We start from the raw sequence: 21,858 nt of genomic DNA on the forward strand, positions 1-21,858 counted from the left end.
GTTGCGATCGGCGGCGGGGTGCCGCCGATCCTGCAGATGGTGGGGTATTGCCCCGGTGATGAGAAGCCTTTCCGGCTCAGTGCGCGGCCGCGCGTGCCCCCATCCAGCGTCGGTAGCGTCGGGTCCTGCATGTGGCCGCGGCCTGTGCCAGCAGCAGTGCCCACACTGGCGAGACGCCGGGGGCGGTCGGCTGACGTCGGCTCAACCGCCCCAGCTGGTACTTCACCGTGGCCATGTGTGCACTGGCAGCCAGCGGCTTGCTGCGCCAGTCGATGTTGCGCAGGGTCGGTACCTGATCGCGGCCTTGCTGCCAATGGTGTGGCAGGTCCGGCTCGATTGCCAGCGCGGTGGCGATGCCGACCATCGCAACACCGCTGTCCAGCACCTGCTCGGCCACTGCACGGCGACGGATGCCGCCGGTGACCATCAGCGGCATCGTTGCCACCGTGGCGATCTCGCGTGCGAATTCGAGGAAGTAGGCTTCGCGGGCCAGGCTGCGGCCGTCGCGTGCGGCGCCGGTCATCGCCGGCGCTTCATAACTGCCGCCGGACAGTTCCACCATATCCACGCCCAGTGGTGCCAGCATCTCCACTACTGCGCGCGCCTCCTCGTGCGAGAAGCCACCGCGCTGGAAATCGGCTGAGTTGAGCTTCACTGCCACCACGAAGGCGGGCGACACCGCCGCGCGTACGCCCTGCACGATCTCCAGCAGCAGGCGCGCACGGTTTTCCAGGCTGCCGCCCCAGTGGTCCTCGCGCCGGTTGGACAGCGGCGACAGGAACTGGCTGAGCAGGTAGCCGTGCGCGGCATGGATTTCCACCCCGCTGAAACCGGCACGTTCGGCCAGTTCGGCGCTGCGGATGAAGCGGGCAATCACTTCCTCGATGTCGGTCCCGGTCATCGCCCGCGGCGGTGCGAACTGCTTGGACAGGGCCCCCAGATCCATCGCTACCGATGAGGGTGCCAACGCCGGTTGGCCGAGCGCGGCCGGCATCTGACGCCCGGGGTGGTTGATCTGCATCCACATCTGCGCACCGCGCGAACGAGCGGTGTCGGCCCAGGCGATGAAGCGATCAAGGTGGCGATCGTCTTCCAGCACCACACCGCCGGGGCCGGTCATGGCACGGCGGTCGACCATCACGTTGCCGGTAATGATCAGGCCGGCGCCGCCGTCGGCCCAGCGCTGGTACAGCTGCAGCAGCGCGGCCGAGGGCGCGTGGTCGGCGTCGGCCATGTTTTCTTCCATCGCCGCCTTGGCGATGCGGTTGCGGATGACGGCACCGGAAGGCAGTACCAAGGGCGAGAACAGCGACATCGGACAGCTCCAGGACAGGGGAATGGCGCTACGCTAACCTTCAAGTTTGATTGAAGGTCAACGGGTTCCAATGTCGAGGATTCAGGCAGATGAAGATCGGTGAGCTGGCGCGACGCACCGGCCTGGCGGCATCGCGCATCCGCTTCTATGAGGATGCAGGGTTGCTGGTTGTGCAGCGCCAGGCCAACGGCTATCGCGACTATCCGGAGCAGGCGGTGCTGCTGCTGGAGCTGATCACCGGTGCGCAGCGCGCCGGTTTCAGCCTGGAAGAGATCCGCGCGCTGTTGCCGCCGGACATGGGCCAGTGGCAGCACGACGCGCTGATTACGATGCTGCAGCAGAAAGTGGCCGACATCGAGGCGCTGCAACTGCGGCTGGAACAGAGCCGTGTGCATCTGCTGGCGCTGATCGAAGATATCCAGGCGCGCCCGGAGGGCATCGATTGCGCGGCCAATTCCCGGCGGGTGCTGGACCGCGTGAAGCGCGGTGAGCTGGCGCGGCCGACGCTGGCGGCCGGTGATGTGGCGATGCTGCGCCCGGATCGCCGCCGCCGCATGGGCCGCGACTGACGATCCGGCGCGATGTTCAGTGGCTGCCGGCTACGGCGGCCTTGCGCTTCTTGTCCAGCATCACCGCCACGCACCACAGCAGCAGGCCGCCGATGGCGGTGGCCGCGCCCACATAGCCGGTGCTGGCCGGACTGAAGCCGGCGCTGATCGCCATGCCGCCCAGCCACGGGCCGAGCGCATTGGCGGTATTGAAGGCGGCATGGTTGGAGGCGGCAGCCAAGGTCTGCGCTTCGCCGGCCACGTCCATCAGGCGCGTCTGCAGCACCGCAGCCAGCGCACCCATGGTGCCAACGGTGATGATCATCGGGCCGATGGTCCACACCGACTGTGCGGCCAACGGATACAGCAGCAGCATCACGATCGACCACAGCAGCACCACCGCAGCGGCCTTGAAGTGGAATTTGTCGACCAGCCAGCCACCGGCGATGTTGCCGATGATCGCGCCGATGCCGAACACGCCCACTGCCAGTGGCATCCACGATTCGGCCACGCCGGTGACCTGCACCAGGGTCGGCGCCAGGTAGGTGAACACGCAGAACATGCCGGCGAAACCGACCGCGCCGATCGCCAGCGCCAGCCACACCTGGGTGGTGTTGAAGGCACGCAGTTCGCGCATCGGCGAGGTGCGCACCTCGTCCGGGTCCGGCAGCAGGAAGCGCGCGATCATCGCCACGGTGGCGATGGCCAGCAGGCTGACCAGGGCGAAGGCGGTGCGCCAGCTCAGCTGCTGGCCCAGCCAGGTGGTCAGCGGGTTGCCGATCAGGATCGCGATCGACAGGCCCAGCAGCACCCGCGACATCGCCTGGCCGCGCTGGCCGGCCGGACTGATTGCGGCGGCCACCAGCATCGCCACGCCGAAGTAGGCGCCATGCGGCAGGCCGGCAACGAAACGTGCGATCAGCATCGTGCCGTAGTTCGGGGCCAGGGCACTGGCCAGATTGCCGACGGCGTAGAAGCCCATCAGCGCCAGCAGCAGCTTGCGGCGCGGGAAACTGGCGCCGACGAAGGCCAGGATCGGCGCACCGACAACCACGCCGATGGCGTAGGCGCTGATCAGGTGGCCGACCTGGGTTTCGCTGATCGACAGGCCACGGCTGATTTCAAGCATCAGGCCCATGCTGGCGAATTCACTGGTGCCTATGGCGAAGCCGCCCAGTGACAGGGCAAGGATGATCAGGGTGCGCTGACGGGGCGTCAGCCGCGCAGCCAGGGAAGAGTTGGGGCTCATGCGGGGGCGCGATGGGGGCGGGGAGCTCGCCATTGTACTGCTGCACCGCAACAGCAGCAGCCACGCTGGCGGTAAAACAGCGTTTGATCCGTGGAGCTGCGGCAAGCCGGGCATGGGCTCGGTACGACGGCAGGTTCGGGGCGCTGTTGTCGGCGTCCTGCATGTGATGACGACATGGCGGTCGGCATGATGCGAAACACAGGGGCTGTGGAGTGCAGGAACAAGGAGGATGTCGATGCAGGAATTCAGGCATGTGCTGGAGACGCGAGGTCGCTATCAGCTGGTAGCGGTGTCCTACGCGCCGGTGTACGCTCCGGGCGATGTGGTCGGCCATGCGGTCGTAGCCGACGATGGGGATCGTCTGACCGACCTGATGTCGCTGGCCGAAGCGCGCCAACGCCTGCAGGCACTGGTGCGTGAAGAGGGCGAGGAGCCCGGGCTGGAGAACGAAAACCACCTGCGGAAGAAGGCGTCGCGCTGGCGCCGCCGCTAGGCCGTCGCGCCCTTGTGCGCATCATGGAGGATTCGGGTGTTGCCCAGTAAGAAGTATCTGCTCATCGCCATCATCACGCTGGCGACCCTGCTGCTTGGTTTCGTGTTTTCCGGTTACCTGACCCTGCTGTTGCTGGGGCTGGACACCAAGCTGTTCACCTGGAACACCTACTACCAGTACTTCAACGCGCTCGGCCAGCCACAGGTCGCGCCCTTCGTGGGCAAGATCAAGTGGGCCGGTTATCTCGGTTTCGGCCTGCCGCTGCTGGTGCTGCTGGTGACCGGCCTGGTGCTGCTGCTGAAGAAGGACAAGCGCTCGCTGCACGGCGACGCACGCTTTGCCACCAGCGCCGACCTGTCCAAGCACGGCATGTTCAAGAAGACCGGCCAGAGCATCGTGGTCGGCAGTCATGGTGGCAAGCTGGTGCGGCTGGACGGCCAGCAGTTCGTGATCCTGGCCGCGCCGACCCGCTCGGGCAAGGGCGTGGGCGTGGTCATTCCGAACCTGCTGGAGTACGGCGAATCGCTGGTGGTGCTGGACATCAAGCAGGAGAACTTCGACCTGACCAGCGGCTGGCGTGCCAGCCAGGGCCAGGAGATCTACCTGTTCAATCCCTTCGCCGAAGACCGCCGCACGCATCGCTGGAATCCGCTCAGCTACGTCTCCGACGACCCGGCGTTCCGCGTTTCGGACCTGATGAGCATCGCCGCGATGCTGTATCCGGATGGTGCCGAGGACCAGAAATTCTGGGTCAGCCAGGCGCGCAACGCGTTCATGGCCTTCACCCTGTACCTGTTCGAGAACTGGGATGACGAGCGCAGCAGTGGCTTCCCGGGCGGCTCGGGCACGCCCACCCTGGGCGCTGTCTACCGGTTGTCATCGGGTGACGGCAGCGATCTTAAGAAATACCTCAAAGCCCTGTCGGAGCGGTCGTTCCTCAGCTCCAACGCGCGCTCGGCGTTTGCCAACATGCTGTCCCAGGCCGATGAGACCTTCGCCTCGATCCTGGGTACCTTCAAGGAACCACTCAACGCCTGGATCAACCCGGTGCTGGACAGGGCCACCAGCAGCAACGATTTCCTGCTGACCGATGTCCGCAAGAAGAAGATGACCATCTACATCGGCATCCAGCCCAACAAGCTGGCCGAGAGTCGCCTGATCATCAACCTGTTCTTCAGCCAGCTGATCAACCTCAACACCAAGGAACTGCCCAAGTCCAATCCGGACCTGAAGTACCAGTGCCTGCTGCTGATGGACGAATTCACCTCGATCGGCAAGGTCGAGATCATCGCGTCGGCGGTGTCCTACATGGCCGGCTACAACATCCGCCTGCTGCCGATCATCCAGAGCATGTCCCAGCTCGATGCCACCTACGGGCGGGAGGTGTCGCGCACGATCATCACCAACCACGCGCTGCAGATCCTCTACGCGCCGCGCGAGCAGCAGGACGCCAATGACTACTCGGACATGCTCGGTTACACCACCATCCGCAAGAAGAACGTCACCCATGCCCGCGAGAAGACCCACAGCTTCACCGAGGAGCGGCGCGCACTGATGCTGCCGCAGGAGCTGAAGGCGATGGGGCCGGACAAGGAAGTATTCCTGTACGAGGGCATACCGCATCCTGTGAAGTGCGACAAGATCCGCTACTACAAGGATCGCTACTTCACCTCGAGGCTGCTGCCGAAGGTCGACGTTCCGATGCTTAACGTCTAATTCACGTCGCTAAATTTGTGACGTAGATTCATATTCATTGACGTGAATTCGTGAGCTAAGTCAAAAAAACATCATCTGTTCATAGAAATTCAGACTTGTCTGACATGGAATTGACGCGTGGTTGTGCGACCCTGTGTTCGTCATCCAGAAATGTGTGCTGGGTGTCAAATGTTGTAGAGCAGGGTGGCCAGGAGTTTGTGCCATGGAAACAAGGATGGTTTCGACGTTGGAGATGTGTGCGGGTGTGTCGTCGGCAATGACTGGCGGCCCCGTCACCTGGTTGGCGGCTTTCGGGCTGCAGGGGAACCGGGGCAGGTGTGCTGCGAGCCAGCGCGTCTTCCCGTTTCCGGTGCGCGTGATGCGGCGCCGGACGACCAGGGAGCCAATGTTCGGGACTGCTTTTTCGTACGTCAAAGTGAAGCCCGTATGAATCAGGCGTTTATCGCGAAAATATCCATCGCCGCAGTGGCGGCGTTGATGGTGGCAGGGTGTGCCACCAAGTCCGCTCCCGATTTCGGAGGGCGCTGGAAGCCGGTCAACCGTTTCGCTGCGGCGACGACCGAGATCCCGCTGTACTCCAGCTACGTCTACCAGGCTTCGCCGATGGATGGCACGCTCAAAGCCATGCTTGAGCGCTGGGCCAAGGATTCCGGGCGCACGCTGGATTACCGCCTCAGCTCGGACTTCACGCTGTACGGCGCGGTCTCGAACATCGACACCACCAATGCACAGCAGGCCGTGATCGATCTCACTGCGGCCTATGCGACGCAGGGAATCTCCGTCTCCATCGTTGGCAACCAGATCGTTGTGCAGAGCGCTGGCGCGACGCCGACCGCGTCGGCGCAGGGCGCTGATTCCAACAGCGGCACCTGAGTCCACATCGAAATCATCGAACGTGCTGCTCCCCGCGCCTGGCGCAGGGGCTTCACGCCCATTGATGTTTCAGCAGTACGGAAGAATCCATGTTCCGCAAGAAGGATCCCGGCAACAGTCCCAAGGTCGAGCAGTCGGTCGCCAAGGCGGTCAGCTACGAGATCACCGTGGCCGACATGGCGCGTCGCAGTGAGCGCCGTGCCTGGTGGGTCGCCACGGGCTCGCTGTTGATGTCGCTGGCATTGGCCGGTGGCTACTACTACATGCTGCCGCTGAAGGAGAAGGTGCCGTTCCTGGTGATGGCCGATGCCTACACCGGTACTGCCACGGTTGCGCGCCTGAGTGGCACCTTCCAGGGCGAGACCATCACCAGCAATGAAGCGATCAATCGCAGCAACGTGGCCCAGTACGTGCTGGCGCGTGAATCGTACGACTCGGCGGTGATGGGACTGCGTGACTGGGAACTGGTGTTCGTGATGTCCACCGATCCGGTGGCGCAGTCCATGCGCGTGCGTTATGCCGGCAACAACCCGCAGAACCCGTTCGTGATGTACGGCCGCGAGCGCGCCATCCGGGTCAAGATCCTCAGCATCACGCCGCTGGGTGCTGAGCCGAACGGCAGCTTCCGCGGTGCTTCGGTACGTATCCAGCGCAGTCTGCTGGACAAGCGCACCGGCGTTGCCACCTATCTGGACAACCAGTTGGTGACGATGCGCTTCGGGTACAACCAGAACCTGGCGCTGTCCGAACAGGATCGCATCCTCAATCCGCTGGCCTTCCAGGTCACCGAGTACCGCGTCGACAACGACTATTCGCGTGGCGTACCGGTGCCGGATGACGGTGCCATGCAGGCACAGGCGCAGCAGGCTGCACAGGCCGCGCAGCAGGCCCAGGGTGCCTACGATCCCAACAACCCGGCCGCGGCCACGATGATCGATCCGGCCACCGGCCAGCCGGTCGCCGTGCCGGCCAATGGCCAGGTGCCGGGCCAGCCGATACAGGGGCAGCCGATACAGGGGCAACCGATGCCGGCGCAGCCGGTACCGGGTCAAGCAACACCGGGGCAGGCCATGCCCGGACAGCCGGCCATGAGGCCGGCGCAGAACAATTCCACCGGAACTGCTGATGGAGCAAGCAACCGATGAGTAGTCGAAATATCAGGGGAAGCGCGCTGGCGCTGCTGTCGATGTTGTCGTTGCTGTTCCCAGTAGCGGCGATGGCGCAGGCGGTTGACCATTACGAGTACGAGAAGGACCGCATCTATCCGGTTCGCACCGGCCTGGGCCTGACCACCCAGATCGAACTGAGCCCGAACGAGAAGATCCTCGACTACAGCACCGGCTTCAGCAGCGGCTGGGAACTGACCCGTCGCGAGAACGTGTTCTATCTCAAGCCGAAGAACGTCGACGTCGACACCAACATGATGGTGCGCACCGAGACCCATTCCTACATCTTCGAGCTGAAGGTGGTGGCCACTGACTGGCGCCAGCTGGAACAGGCCCGTCGTGCTGGCGTGCAGTACAAGATCGCCTTCACCTACCCGAACGACACCGTGTTCGGCGTCGCGCAGGAAGCGGTGGAAGAGGAGGCGCAGCCGCTGTTGAGCTCTGAACTGGCCAAGGACCGCCAGTACAACTTCAACTACTCCTATTCGACCAGCAAGGCGAAGAAGATGGGCTGGCTGATCCCGGTCAACGCCTACGACGACAGCCGTTTCACTTACCTGAAACTACCGAATTCGCCCGAGTACAAGACCGGCATCTTCCCGGCCGTGTTCGGTCGTGAAACGGAATACGGTGAAGACTTCGTGGTCAACACCACGGTTGAAGGCAATACGCTGATCGTGCACGGGACCTACCCGTACCTGGTCATCCGCCACGGCGACTTCGTCGTCGGCCTGCGAAGGAACGTGAAGAAATGAGCCAGCAGAACACTCCCGGAAACGACCCGAACAACGGACGCGACGAGAGCCAGAGCCCGTACGGTGCACAGGCTGCTCCGGAGGCGCAGACGAATCCGTACTTCGGCACGACCCAGGCTGAGCCTGCACCGGATCTGGACGCGGCCGCGCCGCAGCTGCGCTCGGCTGAAGAGCAGCGATTGAACCGCAAGGCGCTGCTGTTCCTGGGCGGTATCGTGGTGCTGCTTGTTGCCATGGGCTTCCTGCTTTTCCGCAAGGGCCAAGACAAGGACGATGCGCCGAAGGTGCCGGATGTTGCGCGCGCTAGCACGCCAACACTGCCGGACGCTGTCCAGACCGATCCGGGTCCGGCGCAGGCAATGCAGCCCGTTGATCCGATTCCGATGTTGCCGCCGCCTCCATTGGGGCCGAGCCGCCCTGAGCCGCCAGTGACGTTGGAAGATCGCTCCGCGGGCCCTCGTGGTCCGACGCTTGCCGAACGTCGGATGGGTGCCAGTGCCGATGGTTTCGTTGGCAATGGCGGTTCACAGGATGAGGAGCGCTCGCAGCAGGCGGGCATGGACGAATACACGCGGGCAATGCTGCAGCAGATGAACGGGCAGCAGAATGCAGCGCCAGCGCGCGTGCGTCGTGGCCCCGACGTGGATGACGTGTCCAATGCCAGCTACATCCGCAGCCCCGATGCGCTGCTGGTGCGAGGAACCTATCTGCGCTGTGTACTGGAAACCCGCATCATCACCGACATCGCGGGTTACACCTCGTGCCTGGTGACAGAGCCGGTGTACTCGATCAACGGCCGCAATCTGCTGCTGCCGAAGGGCTCCAAGATCTATGGCGCCTATGGCGGTGGTCCTACCGGCAAGCGGGTGGAAGTGATCTGGGACCGCATCACCACGCCGAACGGTATTGACGTGGCAATGTCCAGCCCGGGCGTTGACCAGCTGGGTGGCGCAGGCCATCCGGGCCAGTACAGCGCGCACTGGGGCAGCCGTATCGCCTCGGCGCTGATGATCAGCCTGTTGGCCGACGCGTTCAAGTACGCCGCCGCCGAACATGGCCCGGAGACCACCACGGTGGCCAACAACGGCATGACCATCCAGTCGCCCTATGAGAGCGCCACCGCGCGCACCATGGAACGCCTGGCCAACGAGTCGCTCAGCCAGCGTCGCCCGCCGACCGTGACCATCAACCAAGGCACCATCGTGAATGTGTACGTCGCCAAGGACGTCGACTTCACGAGCGTGCTGCATCCCCGCCGGTAACAACGAACGATCATGGACGCTGAAGTGTCACCCCTCGCCCTCGTCTCCAGCGATTTCCTGCGCTATCAGTACGAAGTGCTGGGCATCGCCGAGTACATGACTTCCCCGGAAGTGACGGAAATCTGCATCAACCGTCCCGGTGAGCTGTACCTGGAAACCCGGGCGGGGTGGCAGCGGGTGGATGTGCCGAGCCTGACCTTCGAGCGGGCCCGGCAGTTCTGCACGGCGGTGGTGAACGAGAGCAACACCGGCCAGCGCATCACCGATGCCGATCCGGTGGTCTCGCTCACGTTTCCCACCGGCCAGCGTGCCCAGTTCGTGATTCCGCCGGCGTGCGATGCAGGCAAGGTGTCGATCACCATCCGTCTACCGTCCAAGCACACCAAGTCGCTCAGCCAGTATCACGAAGATGGGTTCTTCAACCAGATCCTGGAAAGCGATGGCAGCATCAGCGAGCAGGATCGCGAGCTGCTGGAACTGCGCCAGCAGCGCGAGTACGCCGAGTTCTTCCGGCGTGCGGTGATGTACCGCAAGAACATCGTGGTATCCGGTGCGACCGGTAGCGGCAAGACCACCTTCATGAAAGCGCTGGTCAATCATATCCCGGACAACGAACGCCTGGTCACGATCGAAGATGCGCGCGAGCTGTTTCTGACCCAACCCAATGTGGTGCATCTGCTGTACTCCAAGGGTGGGCAGAGCACCAGCAATGTCAGCGCCAAGAGCTGCATGGAAGCCTGCCTGCGCATGAAGCCCGAACGCATCATCCTGGCCGAGCTGCGCGGTGACGAGGCGTTCTACTTCATCCGCAACTGCGCATCGGGCCACCCTGGCTCCATCACCAGTTGCCACGCCGGCAGCCCGGAGCAGACCTGGGACCAGCTGGCACTGATGGTGAAGGCGTCCAGCGAAGGCTCTGGCCTGGAATTCAACGTGATCAAGCGACTGTTGATGATGACGATCGACATCGTCGTGCATATCAAGGCCCATGCTGGCTCGCGCTACATCACCGGTATCGATTTCAATCCTGGGCGTGCCCAGGGGCAGGAGGGCTGAAGGATGCTGCCAGGACTTGAAATGATGGCGTGCCCGGAGATGGCGGTGTCGATGGACGTGATGCAGCATGTCATCAACGTTGAATCGTCGCGCAATCCCTATGCCATCGGCGTGGTTGGCGGCGCGTTGGCGCGTCAGCCCAAAGCGCTGGATGAAGCGCTGGCGACGGTTCGGATGCTGGAAGAGAAAGGCTACAACTTCTCCATCGGGCTGGCCCAGGTCAATCGCTATAACCTGGGCAAGTACGGCCTGGATTCCTACGAGAAGGCTTTCCAGCAATGCCCGAACCTGCAAGCGGGTTCTCGGATCCTCGCCGAGTGCTACAAGCGCTCCGGTGGTGACTGGGGCAAGTCATTCAGTTGCTACTACTCGGGCAATTTCGAGACCGGCTTCCGCCATGGCTATGTGCAGAAGGTCTATGACTCGATGCGCCGCGGGCAGCAGCTTGCCAGCAATGGTGTTGCACCGATCGACGTGGTGAGTCGCGGCGAACGCCGCAGCGTGAAGGTCGAGCATCACCCGCAGCTCGCTTCGCCGGCGCAGGCGCGCATCGTTGCGCAGGCGAGTGGCCCGGTGTACGTGCCGTCGGAAGACCCGGCACGCGCGTATGTCGTGTATCCGTCCACCGGTGCAATGGCGCGGGGCAGCCTGCTGAACATCGCCGACCAGACGCTGTCCAAGGTAGTGCTGGGTTCGGTGGACCGGATGATGCAGCCACAGGCGCAGCCCACCCAAGGGGCCGCCTATCCGCAGCAACAGGCCGGTGGCATGCCGCAGCAGCTGCCTCAGCAGGGTCCGGCGCAAGCGATGGCCATGCCGCAGCAGTTGCCAGGTGCTGCAGGTGGCAGCAACGAGGGCCCTGTGATGTTGCGGCCCTGGAATGAGCGCAATCAGCCAGTGGCCGGCAATGGCAGTTCATATAACGCACCGGCACAGTCCGCACCGGTGCAGCAGATTCCCGCAGGGGATGCGGCCTTCGTGTTCTGACGAAGTCGTGGTACGGCCAGTCCCCCGGCTGGTCGATTCAGTTGTGTTAGTCCATCAACAAGGAAATCAATCCATGAAGCGATCCAATCTCGACCTCGTCCAGGCCCAGCGCACGCTGAAGACCCTGCTGATGGCCACTCTGTTCGTCGGCGCACTGTTTGCCCCGCAAGTCTTCGCCAACGGCGCCACCGACTTCGGCGGCACCGACAAGAAGGTCTGCGGCTTCTTCAACAACATCAACGGCCTGCTGAACATCGCCTCGATCGCCGTGGTCACCATCGCGGTGATCTTCGCTGGTTACCAGATCGCCTTCGCGCACAAGCGCATCGCTGACGTCGCCCCGATCCTGATCGGTGGTGTGCTGATCGGCGCCGCAGGCCAGATCGCGCGCATGCTGCTGGGTGATGGCAGCGACGGCAAGTGCGGTGGTGGCACCAGCACCTCCTACCTGATCAACCACGTGATCCAGTACTACAGTGCATAAGAACGTCGTGTTCCGCGGCTGCACGCGTCCAGCGATGTTCCTGGGCGTTCCCTACCTGCCATTCTTCATGGTGGCAGGCGGGCTGTTGCTGCTCAGCATGTACACGAACTTCTGGTTCCTGCTCACCATTCCGGTGGCGGTCTTCATCATGCGGCACATGGCCAAGCGTGACGAAATGATCTTCCGTCTGCTGGGCCTGCGCCTGATGTTCAAGCTGAAGGTGCGCAACGTGCAGGAGCACGATGGCATGTGGGTGCTCAACCCCAACCACTACCGCAACAAGCCGGCCCGAATGGATTGAGGTCCGGATCCGGCCTGGCGGGCGTCCGCGCCCGCCAGGTCTCTTGAAACTTCTTGGCAGTACCTCTTTGGAAGCAGTCGTATGTTCAGCCCTGACACCTCCATCAGTGAGTTCATCCCGTTGTCGTCGCATGTCGCCCCGAACGTGGTCAAGACCACGGGCGGCGACTACCTGCTGACCTGGCATCTGGAAGGGCTGCCGTTCGTCGGCCGCGAGGAGTGGGAGCTCGAGCATCGCCACAATACGTTCAACCGTCTGCTGCAGACGTTGCGCGCGCCTGACTTTGTCAACGTCGCCTTCTGGGTGCACGACATCCGTCGCCGTCGCACGTTGAAGGGCAAGAGCAACTACAGGCAGCGCTTCAACCAGGACGTTTCCGACCAGTACATGGGCATGCTGTCCTCGCAGCGCATCATGCAGAACGAGCTGTACCTGACCATGATCTATCGCCCGGTGGTGGCGGGCAAACGCTTCGTCGAAAAGTCGGCGAACGTGGAGAAGCTGCGCGCCGAGCAGGAGCAGGCGGTAGAGAAGTTGATGGAACTGGCCGGCAACGTCGAGGCCGTGATCCGCGACTACGCGCCGTATCGCCTGGGTATGTACGAAGCCAAGAATGGCGTGGTGTTCTCGGAAACGCTGGAGCTGTTCGGTTACCTGATCAATCGCATCGACGAGCCGGTGCCGGTGCTGTCGGCACCGATCAAGGATTACCTGCCGGTCAGTCGCCACATGTTCTCGGCCAAGACCGGCGATTTTGCGATCAATACTCCCAACGGTGCCAATCACTACGGCGCCATTCTGAACATCAAGGAGTATGCCGAGGGGACTTACCCGGGCATCCTCAACGGCCTGAAGTACCTCGACTACGAATACGTCATCACCCATTCGTTCAGCCCGATGGGGCGCCAGGACGCGCTGAAGGTGCTCGACCGCACCAAGGGCATGATGATCTCCTCCGGCGACAAGGCGGTCAGCCAGATCGTCGAGCTGGACCAGGCCATGGATCAGCTGTCGTCGGGCAACTTCGTGCTGGGTGAATACCACTTCATCATGGCGGTCTACGGCGACACCCAGGCCAAGCTTTCGCAGAACGTCGCCTCGACCCGCGCCGAGCTGTCCAACGCCGGGTTCGTATCGACCAAGGAAGACCTGGCGGTTACCTCGTCGTTCTATTCGCAGCTGCCGGGCAACTGGCGCTATCGCACACGCCTGGCCAATGTCAGCTCGCTGAACTTCCTGGGCCTGTCGCCGCTGCACAACTTCGCCACCGGTAAGCAGCACAACAACCCGTGGGGCGACTGCGTCACCACGCTGCAGACCACCAATGGCCAGCCGTACTACTTCAATTTCCACGCGACCCATCCGTCTGAGAATTCACTCGGCGAGAAGGCGATCGCCAACACCATGGTCATCGGCAAGTCCGGTACCGGTAAAACCGCGCTGATCAACTTCCTGCTCAGCCAGGTGCAGAAGTACGAGCCGTCGCCGACCATCTTCTTCTTCGACAAGGACCGCGGCGCGGAGATCTTCGTGCGCGCCTGCGGTGGCAACTATCTGGCCCTGGAGAATGGCGCACCGACCGGCTTCAACCCGTTCCAGTGCGAGAACAATGAAGCCAACCTGCAGTTCCTGGCTGACCTGATCAAGGTGCTGGCCGGCAAGCGCGAGTACAGCGCCCGTGAGGAAGAGGATATCTACCGGGCGGTGGAGAGCATGCTCGATACGCCGATGCACCTGCGCAGCATGACCAACTTCCAGAAGAGCCTGCCCAACATGGGCGACGATGGCCTCTACGCGCGCATGCGCCGCTGGACCTCGGGCAACTCGCTGGGCTGGGTGTTCGATAATCCGATCGATACCGTTGACCTGAGCAAGGCCAACATCATCGGCTTCGACTACACCGACATCATCGACAATCCTGAAGTGCGCGTGCCGGTGATCAATTACCTGCTGCACCGCCTGGAGTCGCTGATCGACGGTCGTCCGCTGATCTATGTGATGGACGAATTCTGGAAGATCCTGGACGGCGAAGGTGGCCTGAAGGAGTTCGCGAAGAACAAGCAGAAGACCATCCGTAAGCAGAACGGTCTCGGCATCTTCGCTACGCAGAGCCCGGAAGATGCGCTGAAGAGCGATATCTCCGCCGCCCTGATCGAGCAGACCGCTACCCTGATCCTGCTGCCGAACCCGAATGCCAGCAAGAGCGACTACATGGACGGCCTGAAGCTGACCGAGGCCGAGTTCAGGGTGGTGACTGCACTGGACGAGCGCTCGCGCTGCTTCCTGGTCAAGCAGGGCCATGCCTCCAGCGTGTGCCAGCTCAACCTGCGCGGCATGGACGACATCCTGTCGGTGATCTCAGCTTCGACCGACAACATCGATGTCATGCATCGGGTCCTGCAGACGGCCGCGGTCCGCAATCGCGTCACTGTAGACGAGCTCAGCCCGGAGCAGTGGCTGGAAGATTTCTACAAGAACCGGAAGGGATCGGGAAAGGAACCCCGGTCCGACGCGGCCTGATGGCCGTGCGAGCAGGAGACAGGCAAGTGGACGTCAATCAGAACAACAGGAGTTTCCCAATGAACAACGTCAAGCGTCGGGCCAGCGCCCGCAAGGTACTCAAGCCGATGGCCAAGGTGCTCGGCGTTGCCTTGGCGCTCTCAGCGACCAATGCGGGCGCCATCGGCCCGGTGCAGGAAACGGGTCCTGCGCTGTGGCAGCACATCCTCAATCAGATCAATACGTACCAGGCCCGTTTCCAGGAGAAGTACCAGTTCGTCAAGGAGAACACCCAGTGGGCACGGGACTGGGCGCAGACGATCAAGGAGTACCAGGAGACGATGGTCCAGATCCAGGGCATCGTGAATTCCTTCGGGTTGCCGGATTCCGCCCCGCTGACGCCGGTGCCACCCAATTATCTGGTTGCCGAGACCTGCGGAATCGGCACCGACCTGAAGACTCTCGCGACCCGGGTCGTTTTCAATTTCAAGGGCGATTGGAAAGATCAGCAGCAACAGATCTGCGTGAACATCCGGATGATGCAGAACCGCAAGTACAACGATGCGGTGGACTTCATGCTCAAGACGATGCCGTCGTTCTTCGATAGCCTCGATGCAATCGAGAAGCAGCGAAATGTCAGCAATCTGCTCGGCAACGTCAACGCAACGCAGAACGACACGTTGCGCACCGCAAACGACATGGCAGCCAAGGCAAAGTCCTTCGAGGCACAGCAGAAGGCCTACGATGCCTACATCGAGGTGATGGAAGCCAATCAGAAGGTAGTCGCACAGGCAGCGTTGAAGGGCGACCCGATGAAGACCATTGCCAGTGATCTGGTCAAGACGGCGGCGCTGAAGGCAGCGCTGTCCATCGACTGATGCATGGAATGGAGCACCAAGGGTGCGCGCGTCAGCGTCGCCCCTCATGTGATTGCAGTATTACCAAGGGAATGTGGGTATGACGATCAGGTCGATTGCCAACTTTGATTTTTCGGGCGGATTCCAGGATCTGATGGGGCACGTCGCACGTGTCCAGTCGATTGGCGATTTCGTGTTCTTCAAGCTGATCCTGGACTACCTGCGGGACAGGATCGGCAAGTTCGGCTTCGACCTGATGGACAACATGATGGCGTGGGTGGGCGGCATCGCGCTGACCCTCATGACCTTGTGGGTGCTGATCCAAGGCTATCGAATCGTTACAGGCCGCAGCCGCGACTCGATGATGGTCCTGGTAACCAACATGGCACGCGCAGCGTTGATTGTGGCCGTTGCCACCAGCATGGGCATGTTCGGGCGCGATCTTCATGAGTTCCTGACCGAGGACGTGAAGGGCCTGATCACCCATGTTGTCACTGGCAAGGATCAGAAGCCGGAAGAGCAGATCGACAAGAGTCTGGCTTGGATGCAGGTGGCGCTGTCCAGCATTGATGGCATCAAGATTCTGAATGACCCTGGATTGCAGGAAGACAAGACCCGGGCCATGTGGTTCATCGGCCTCGGCACCGGTGGTCCAGCGGTAACTGCGGGTTCAATGCTTCTGCTCTACGAAGTAGCAATGGCGTTGTTCATCGGATTCGGACCGTTGTTCATTCTTTGCCTTCTGTTCGACCAGACCAAGCAGTTGTTCCAGCGATGGTTGTTCTATGGCATCGGAACCATGTTCTCCATGGCGGTATTGGCAGCCATGGTCTCGATTGCGCTGGACATGGTGATTCGCGTGTCTGCGTCGTTCTGGGTGACAGCGCTGGTGAACAAGTTCCCGCTGATGGGCGCGTCCAGCGACGGCATGACCAGTCAGGCGATGCAGCAGGGCGGCATGGGATTGATCCTGACGACCCTGATTCTGACTGCGCCCCCAATGGCGGCCATGTTCTTCCAGGGCACCTTGGGTAGCTTCATGGCATATTCGCAGATAGGTGGCAGCCCGGTTGCGCAGGCGCCGGGACCGAGCGGGCAGCCTCCGGGTAGTTACTATTCGCCAGCCCAGACAAAGGATCATTCCAGTGCTCCATCGGTCAGTTCCGGCCACGGCGCGACTTCTGGTTACGGTATTGGGCGATCAGGTGAGATCAAGCAAGATACTGGAAAGTATGGGCAGGCTGGTGCCTGAGCGTGAAATGACAGTGTCGATTGATAGAGGTGTAAGTATGAAGTGCATTGTCGTGCTTTTGCTGCTCGTTATTTCTAATGTGGCGTTGGCAGAAGGGCGGTGCCCCCCAGGGCAGTACCCGGTGGGAGGGCAGGGCGTAGGAGGTTGTGCGCCAATTCCGGGCGGTCAAACTAGTGGTGAGAGCAATGGCCCCATGCCAACTGGCAAGTGGGAAACCCGGTGGGGTGCTTTGGCGCAAGACGCAGACCATCAAGTAGGCCAGAATTTGGCGATTGGTGTGGCAGAGGTCAAAAAATCAAAGAGAGAAGCCAGGTCTCTCGCGCTCTCTGAATGTCAGCGCATGGGGGGGCAGAAGTGTAAAGTTATTCTTGAGTACCACAATCAATGCGCCGCGCTAGCCGGCCCGGTGATTGGCTCAGTACCCCTGGCCGACGTGACAACCGTGGCGTATCGATCACCTAATGAAGAGGATGCGAAGGCGGAATCAGTGCGCCGTTGTGAATCCGAGGGTAAGGGGCGCAGTTGTACCGTTATCTACTCTGCGTGCAGCATGTCTGAGTTTAAGCCTTTCCGCTGATGGAATCCTCGCGTTGGGTGAGCTTTGTTGCACGCCGAGGTTCTGCTTATTTGTTTTAGAGGTGGCCTGCTGAGAAGCGGGCTATTTCTATTTCTCACTTCCGCCTAGGACGTGGACTTTGCCTTTGGGGTTGGAGTCGCTGGCCATAGGTTCAGTCAAATTAAGTGCGTTGAAGTTGCTCTCGAAGATCAAATTTCTTTCTGCAATTAGTATCTCTACGAACTTTAATCTGTAGTGCTGAGTGCATTGTCTTGGGGCGCAGTTCATCCTTCATCTATTGTTCGATAAGACCAAGCAGTTGTTTCAGCGATGGCTGTTCTACGGCATTGGAACCATGTTCTCCATGGCGGTATTGGCAGCCATGGTCTCGATTGCGCTGGACATGGTGATTCGCGTGTCTGCGTCGTTCTGGGTGACAGCGCTGGTGAACAAGTTCCCGCTGATGGGGGCGTCCAGCGACGGCATGACCAGTCAGGCGATGCAGCAGGGCGGCATGGGATTGATCCTGGCGACCCTGATTCTGACTGCGCCCCCAATAGCGGCCATGTTCTTCCAGGGCACCTTGGGTAGCTTCATGGCATATTCGCAGATGGGTGGCAGCCCGGTGGCACAGGCGCCGGGACTGAGTGGGCAGCCTCCGGGTAGTTACTACACGCCGGCCGCTCCGGAGAAGGGGTAGTCCGGCCAAGACAGTGGTGCGCATGATCGACATGCGGCCGCACGTTCAACCCTTCCGTCGTCGGAATCCGCCAGGGTTGCCGAATCCGGTCTCAGAGCTGCACATCCCGGCAATCAATAGCCCCCATGCGTACGGAGTAGAAATGTGAAATACATGGTTCTTTTGAGGGTGGCCTGCTGAGAAGTTGGCTGTTTCTTTCTTTCGCTCACGCTTAAGGCGCCGGCTTTGCGCTAAGAATGAGCGTCGTTCGAGGTGGCGGGCTAGGCCGTGCTATAAGGAACCATCGGCATTGCCGTAAGTCTTCGCGCCATTCGAAGGAACGAATCATGCAGAATCCCTGCCGTGTAGCCCTGCTGATTGGAGGGCTGGTATCAGCTTCGTCGGCACATGCCACTGATAGCTGGGTCATTTTCACCGGTGGCGAAACGCCGAACCGGGAGGCATGGGTGGTCGATGCGCAAACGCTCAGCGACCGCTCGGATCTGGTCGGTTTCCTGCAGCGTGCCACGCCGGCGGAGCAGAATGCGTACCTGAAGCAATTGCGCCGTAGAAAGCCACCAAAATCCGGTGAGCCGGTCGCTGGTCCGGAACCGGTATACGAGATCCAGGTCAACACCATCTACGAGAACGCGATCAAGCCAAATCGACTGATCAGAAAGTACTGGGTGAATTGTTCACAAAACACCGTGGACATGAGGATGAGCCTGGTCCAGTGGCGCGATCGCCCGATGGAGGATGTCCCACCGGAAAGATTCGAACCGCGAACCGAGGCGATCGCGCCGTGGCAGGTGCAACTGGTGCGGTTTGCCTGTCTCGTGGGGCCTGACCCCAAGGCCAAAGTACCCGCGGAAATGATGAAGCGCGGCTTCCTGTCCATCGGTGACGTCGGCCTATCACCTGCTGATTTCATCTGGGGCGACCTGTGGAAGGACGGCAAGCGACCAGCATTCACCTATCGGCCGACCGACGCCGAAATGGACCGAACTGAGCGCAGCCTGGAGGCGAATCTGGCGCGTGTCCAGAAGGAGACGACCAAGGCTCTGGATGAATCGCATCGAGCAGCTAACCGCGTGGGCCGCAACAATCTCATGGACCTGTGGATCGGCAAAACAGAGCAGGAATTCGTGCGGACATGGGGCACACCGGATCGCGTGGAGATTGGGGCCGATGGTTCGCGCACTTTGTACCTGCATCGTGGCGAGCGTGTGCAGGGGCTGAACGTTTACGGGCATGTCATCAGTGACGTGAACAATCGATGCGATATCACGGTGCTGACGATGGACGGCTACATCCGTGACTACGCCACACAAGGAGCCGCATGCGCGCAGCAGTTGCGTTGATCGCGATTGCTGGCCACGACGCGAGGCGACAAAGAGCATGCAGGGTCCCGCACCCATCCGCATAGGCAGCGCACGCTTTCCGCGCAGCCTCAGGCCGGCGGGGCTGCGGGGGGCGATGCATCCCCGGCGCCATCCACCGCGGATTTGTTTTTCGGATAAGCCACCATTCACGTTAACTGCGCTTTTTCTGTGATCAAGTGCGCTTTTCATCCCAAGCTCCCTTCGACGAGCACCGCCTCCTCGAAGTAAGCTGCGTGCGCGTCAAAATCCCGACGCATCGGTGCCATCGAACGCAGGAGCTTTTCCGTCCATGAGGACTCTGACGACCCACGATGCGGATGTTGATTGCGACCATCGCAGACGCCGCAGGGCCGGGGCTATCATCCGCCATGGTGGACACCGGAGCCTGCAGCGCAGCGCATGGTTTCCCGGTCGTCGCGGGGGTACTGGAAAGTCAGGATTGAAGGAGTCGCAGGGGATGCAGAAGGGGAGTGGCGTACACATGGACAATGCCTTGGCGTTCGTTCCGTCCGGCGCGAACCTGCTGGAGGCGGTACGCGGCGATCTTACCGGCAACGGGATCGACGACCAGTTGCTGGTGATCGATCAACCGGCACCCGACGGCTTGGTGCCCGGCGAGCACGGTCCTAACCGGGTGTTGTTGCTGCTGCTGGGCGACGCCGCGGGCCGATGGCAGTTGGCCGCGCGCAACGACAAGCTGGTGCCGTGCTCCACCCGTGGGGGCATTGCCGGCGACCCCTTCGCGTACGTGACCATCGAGGATGGCGCGTTCAGTGTGATCACCAACGGCGGGAGCCGTGAGCGCTGGAGCAGCATCTACACGTTCCGCTACGTTCCGGCCGACGAGGCCTGTTGGGTGCATGGCGTGCAGCGCAGGGTGGTCGACACCGAGACTGAGGCCAGTCATACGCGCGATTTCTCGGCGGCCGAACTTGGTCGGGTGCGGTTCGAGGATTTCGATCCGTCCGTTGTTGCTGACGTGAGCTTGCCCTGAGTGCCATGCCTGTGAGGAGGCGGGAGTACCCAACGATGATCGAGCAGGAGTTTCACCGTGTCGCAGGATAGAGAGTCGCAGTTGCTGCGGCAGGCCACGGAGGCCGGCATCACCTCGTCCCGGGAACTGGCCAACTTCATGGCGCAGGCCGGGCACGAGTCCCGTGGCCTGAGCCGGCTCAATGAAAGTTTCAACTTCACCCGGGGTATCTCGCAGATCCCGGTGGAAGCGGCGTGGCGCAATGGCAATGGCGCGCTTGAGGGCGCCCGCCAGGACGCGTTGCGCGGCCGTCCGGAGAATCTGGCCGAGCTGATGTACGGCGGGCGCATGGGCAATGATGCGCCCGGCGACGCATTGAAGTATCACGGCCGCGGCTATCTGCCGCTGGTCGGCAAGGAAAACTATGAGCGTGCCGGCAAGGCGCTGGATCTGGATCTGGTGAATCAACCGGAGCTGGCCGCGCAGCCTGAGCATGCGGGCCGTATTGCGGTGTGGCAGTGGCAGACACGTGTGCCGGAAGCCGCGCGTGAGGATGTGCGCGAAGCGACGCGCGCGATCAATGGTGGCCTGAACGGCATCGAGGCCCGCCAGCAGCGATTCGATGCGTGGCAGCAGAAGCTGACGCCTGATGTGATGGCGCGATTGGATCGAGGCGAAGTCGGTGCGCCGACGCAGAGTGTTGCCCGTGACATGTCGCAGACCGGTGAGCCCGGCAACGCGTTGTTCGAGGATGCGCGCCGGCACCTGCAGCAGATGGGACCGCAGAATGGACTGCGCAGCGCACAGGAGCTCGACAATACCGCTGGCGCATTGGCGCTGGGGGCGCAGAAGGCCGGCCTGTCGCGTATCGATCATCTGCTGGCGGGCAACGACGGTCGCACGCTGTTTGCGGTGCAGGGCGCGCTGGGGGATCCGGCGATGCTGCGTGCGTCCGTTGACCGGGAGCAGGCCGCCCAGCAGCCGCTGGCGCAGAGCAGCCAGCAGTTGGCTGCCAGTGTTTCGCAGCAGGATCAGTCTGCTTCCATTGCCCGCGAGCAGGAGCGGCGTTCACGTTTGATCTGACCCACGGGGGCACTTGCGGGGTGGAGGCCCGGAGGTGCTGGACGCAAGACGCGTGGCGCCCTCCGGCGCCGATAAGGACACCCAACGTAAGGACACCAAATGCGAACCGTACTCCCAACGTTCCGGCGCGCCATTGCCGGCTTCACGTCTATCAGGTCGAGCCTGACGCCGATCTGTCTCTTGTCATTGAGTCTGGCGGCTGTAATGGCGCAGGCTCAGGAGGCGTCGCCACCGATGCAGCAGGCCCCAGCGGCGACCGAGCCGGCAGCAGTGCCTGAACCAGCCGCACCTCGGGTGGTTGATGCAGCTGCTGTCTCGGAGGTGCCGGCTGCAATGGCTCAAGAGGTGTCGTCGGCATCTCCCGCGTCTGCT

Annotated in this window: 20 protein-coding genes and 1 pseudogene; 19 read left to right on the forward strand and 2 right to left on the reverse strand. The window is 62.0% G+C overall.

What is annotated here, in order from left to right:
• Positions 1 to 76: 76 nt before the first annotated feature.
• Entirely contained in the window at positions 77 to 1,315 is a 1,239-nt protein-coding gene (locus AC13GA_RS08370; protein WP_046986698.1) for an NADH:flavin oxidoreductase/NADH oxidase family protein, read from the reverse strand.
• Positions 1,316 to 1,404: 89 nt separating this feature from the next.
• Between AC13GA_RS08370 and AC13GA_RS08375 the strand changes: the two genes are divergently transcribed.
• Positions 1,405 to 1,884 carry a MerR family transcriptional regulator gene (locus AC13GA_RS08375; RefSeq protein WP_482997870.1) on the forward strand — a complete coding sequence of 160 codons (480 nt, stop codon included), beginning with the start codon at positions 1,405 to 1,407 and terminating at the stop codon, positions 1,882 to 1,884.
• A 16-nt stretch (positions 1,885 to 1,900) separates the two neighbouring features.
• On the opposite strand, the gene AC13GA_RS08380 is transcribed toward AC13GA_RS08375, so the two are convergent.
• Entirely contained in the window at positions 1,901 to 3,112 is a 1,212-nt protein-coding gene (locus tag AC13GA_RS08380; protein WP_136638207.1) for an MFS transporter, read from the reverse strand.
• Between the two features lie 235 nt (positions 3,113 to 3,347).
• On the opposite strand from AC13GA_RS08380, the gene AC13GA_RS08385 reads away from it, so the two are divergent.
• From AC13GA_RS08385 to AC13GA_RS08470, 18 genes and pseudogenes are all read left to right on the forward strand, one after another.
• Positions 3,348 to 3,605, forward strand: a complete 258-nt coding sequence (locus AC13GA_RS08385) for a hypothetical protein (RefSeq protein ID WP_006374755.1) — start codon at positions 3,348 to 3,350, stop codon at positions 3,603 to 3,605.
• A gap of 36 nt (positions 3,606 to 3,641) precedes the next feature.
• A complete protein-coding gene (locus AC13GA_RS08390; protein WP_046986263.1) occupies positions 3,642 to 5,321 on the forward strand; it encodes a type IV secretory system conjugative DNA transfer family protein in 1,680 nt (559 codons plus the stop codon).
• Positions 5,322 to 5,747: 426 nt separating this feature from the next.
• A complete protein-coding gene (locus AC13GA_RS08395; RefSeq protein ID WP_046986265.1) occupies positions 5,748 to 6,194 on the forward strand; it encodes a hypothetical protein in 447 nt (148 codons plus the stop codon).
• Positions 6,195 to 6,283: 89 nt separating this feature from the next.
• Positions 6,284 to 7,339 (forward strand): VirB8 family type IV secretion system protein, encoded by a 1,056-nt coding sequence (locus tag AC13GA_RS08400; protein WP_482997871.1) that lies wholly within the window; start codon positions 6,284 to 6,286, stop codon positions 7,337 to 7,339.
• The gene (locus AC13GA_RS08405; protein ID WP_065724506.1) at positions 7,336 to 8,115 is read left to right on the forward strand and encodes a TrbG/VirB9 family P-type conjugative transfer protein; all 780 of its coding nucleotides are present in this window, start codon (positions 7,336 to 7,338) and stop codon (positions 8,113 to 8,115) included. Before AC13GA_RS08400 ends, AC13GA_RS08405 begins: the two co-directional genes overlap by 4 nt.
• Positions 8,112 to 9,377, forward strand: coding sequence for a TrbI/VirB10 family protein (locus AC13GA_RS08410; RefSeq protein ID WP_006374750.1), 1,266 nt, complete (start codon positions 8,112 to 8,114; stop codon positions 9,375 to 9,377). Before AC13GA_RS08405 ends, AC13GA_RS08410 begins: the two co-directional genes overlap by 4 nt.
• 12 nt (positions 9,378 to 9,389) lie before the next feature.
• Positions 9,390 to 10,433 carry a P-type DNA transfer ATPase VirB11 gene (virB11, locus tag AC13GA_RS08415; protein ID WP_337302700.1) on the forward strand — a complete coding sequence of 348 codons (1,044 nt, stop codon included), beginning with the start codon at positions 9,390 to 9,392 and terminating at the stop codon, positions 10,431 to 10,433.
• Between the two features lie 3 nt (positions 10,434 to 10,436).
• Positions 10,437 to 11,420, forward strand: a complete 984-nt coding sequence (locus AC13GA_RS08420; RefSeq protein WP_426355615.1) for a lytic transglycosylase domain-containing protein — start codon at positions 10,437 to 10,439, stop codon at positions 11,418 to 11,420.
• Positions 11,421 to 11,493: 73 nt separating this feature from the next.
• Positions 11,494 to 11,904: a TrbC/VirB2 family protein gene (locus AC13GA_RS08425; protein WP_049436633.1), complete on the forward strand. Its 411-nt coding sequence runs from the start codon at positions 11,494 to 11,496 to the stop codon at positions 11,902 to 11,904.
• Positions 11,897 to 12,205 carry a VirB3 family type IV secretion system protein gene (locus AC13GA_RS08430; protein WP_006374695.1) on the forward strand — a complete coding sequence of 103 codons (309 nt, stop codon included), beginning with the start codon at positions 11,897 to 11,899 and terminating at the stop codon, positions 12,203 to 12,205. The genes AC13GA_RS08425 and AC13GA_RS08430 overlap by 8 nt, the downstream gene beginning before the upstream one ends.
• Positions 12,206 to 12,286: 81 nt before the next feature.
• A complete protein-coding gene (locus AC13GA_RS08435) occupies positions 12,287 to 14,725 on the forward strand; it encodes a VirB4 family type IV secretion/conjugal transfer ATPase (RefSeq protein ID WP_032129524.1) in 2,439 nt (812 codons plus the stop codon).
• Between the two features lie 59 nt (positions 14,726 to 14,784).
• Positions 14,785 to 15,582: a hypothetical protein gene (locus AC13GA_RS08440; protein ID WP_049398226.1), complete on the forward strand. Its 798-nt coding sequence runs from the start codon at positions 14,785 to 14,787 to the stop codon at positions 15,580 to 15,582.
• Between the two features lie 79 nt (positions 15,583 to 15,661).
• Positions 15,662 to 16,813 carry a TrbL/VirB6 family protein gene (locus AC13GA_RS08445; protein WP_337302701.1) on the forward strand — a complete coding sequence of 384 codons (1,152 nt, stop codon included), beginning with the start codon at positions 15,662 to 15,664 and terminating at the stop codon, positions 16,811 to 16,813.
• Between the two features lie 193 nt (positions 16,814 to 17,006).
• Positions 17,007 to 17,390 carry a DUF4189 domain-containing protein gene (locus AC13GA_RS08450; protein WP_169050320.1) on the forward strand — a complete coding sequence of 128 codons (384 nt, stop codon included), beginning with the start codon at positions 17,007 to 17,009 and terminating at the stop codon, positions 17,388 to 17,390.
• Between the two features lie 250 nt (positions 17,391 to 17,640).
• Positions 17,641 to 18,057, forward strand: a pseudogene (locus AC13GA_RS08455) (type IV secretion system protein); the annotation flags it as partial.
• A gap of 338 nt (positions 18,058 to 18,395) precedes the next feature.
• Positions 18,396 to 19,409 carry a hypothetical protein gene (locus tag AC13GA_RS08460; protein WP_136638201.1) on the forward strand — a complete coding sequence of 338 codons (1,014 nt, stop codon included), beginning with the start codon at positions 18,396 to 18,398 and terminating at the stop codon, positions 19,407 to 19,409.
• Between the two features lie 478 nt (positions 19,410 to 19,887).
• Entirely contained in the window at positions 19,888 to 20,424 is a 537-nt protein-coding gene (locus tag AC13GA_RS08465; protein WP_032129521.1) for a hypothetical protein, read from the forward strand.
• A gap of 57 nt (positions 20,425 to 20,481) precedes the next feature.
• A complete protein-coding gene (locus AC13GA_RS08470) occupies positions 20,482 to 21,486 on the forward strand; it encodes an XVIPCD domain-containing protein (protein ID WP_482997872.1) in 1,005 nt (334 codons plus the stop codon).
• The last annotated feature ends 372 nt before the right edge of the window (positions 21,487 to 21,858 follow it).

The sequence above is a fragment of the Stenotrophomonas sp. 22DLJC03 genome, from assembly GCF_056861405.1.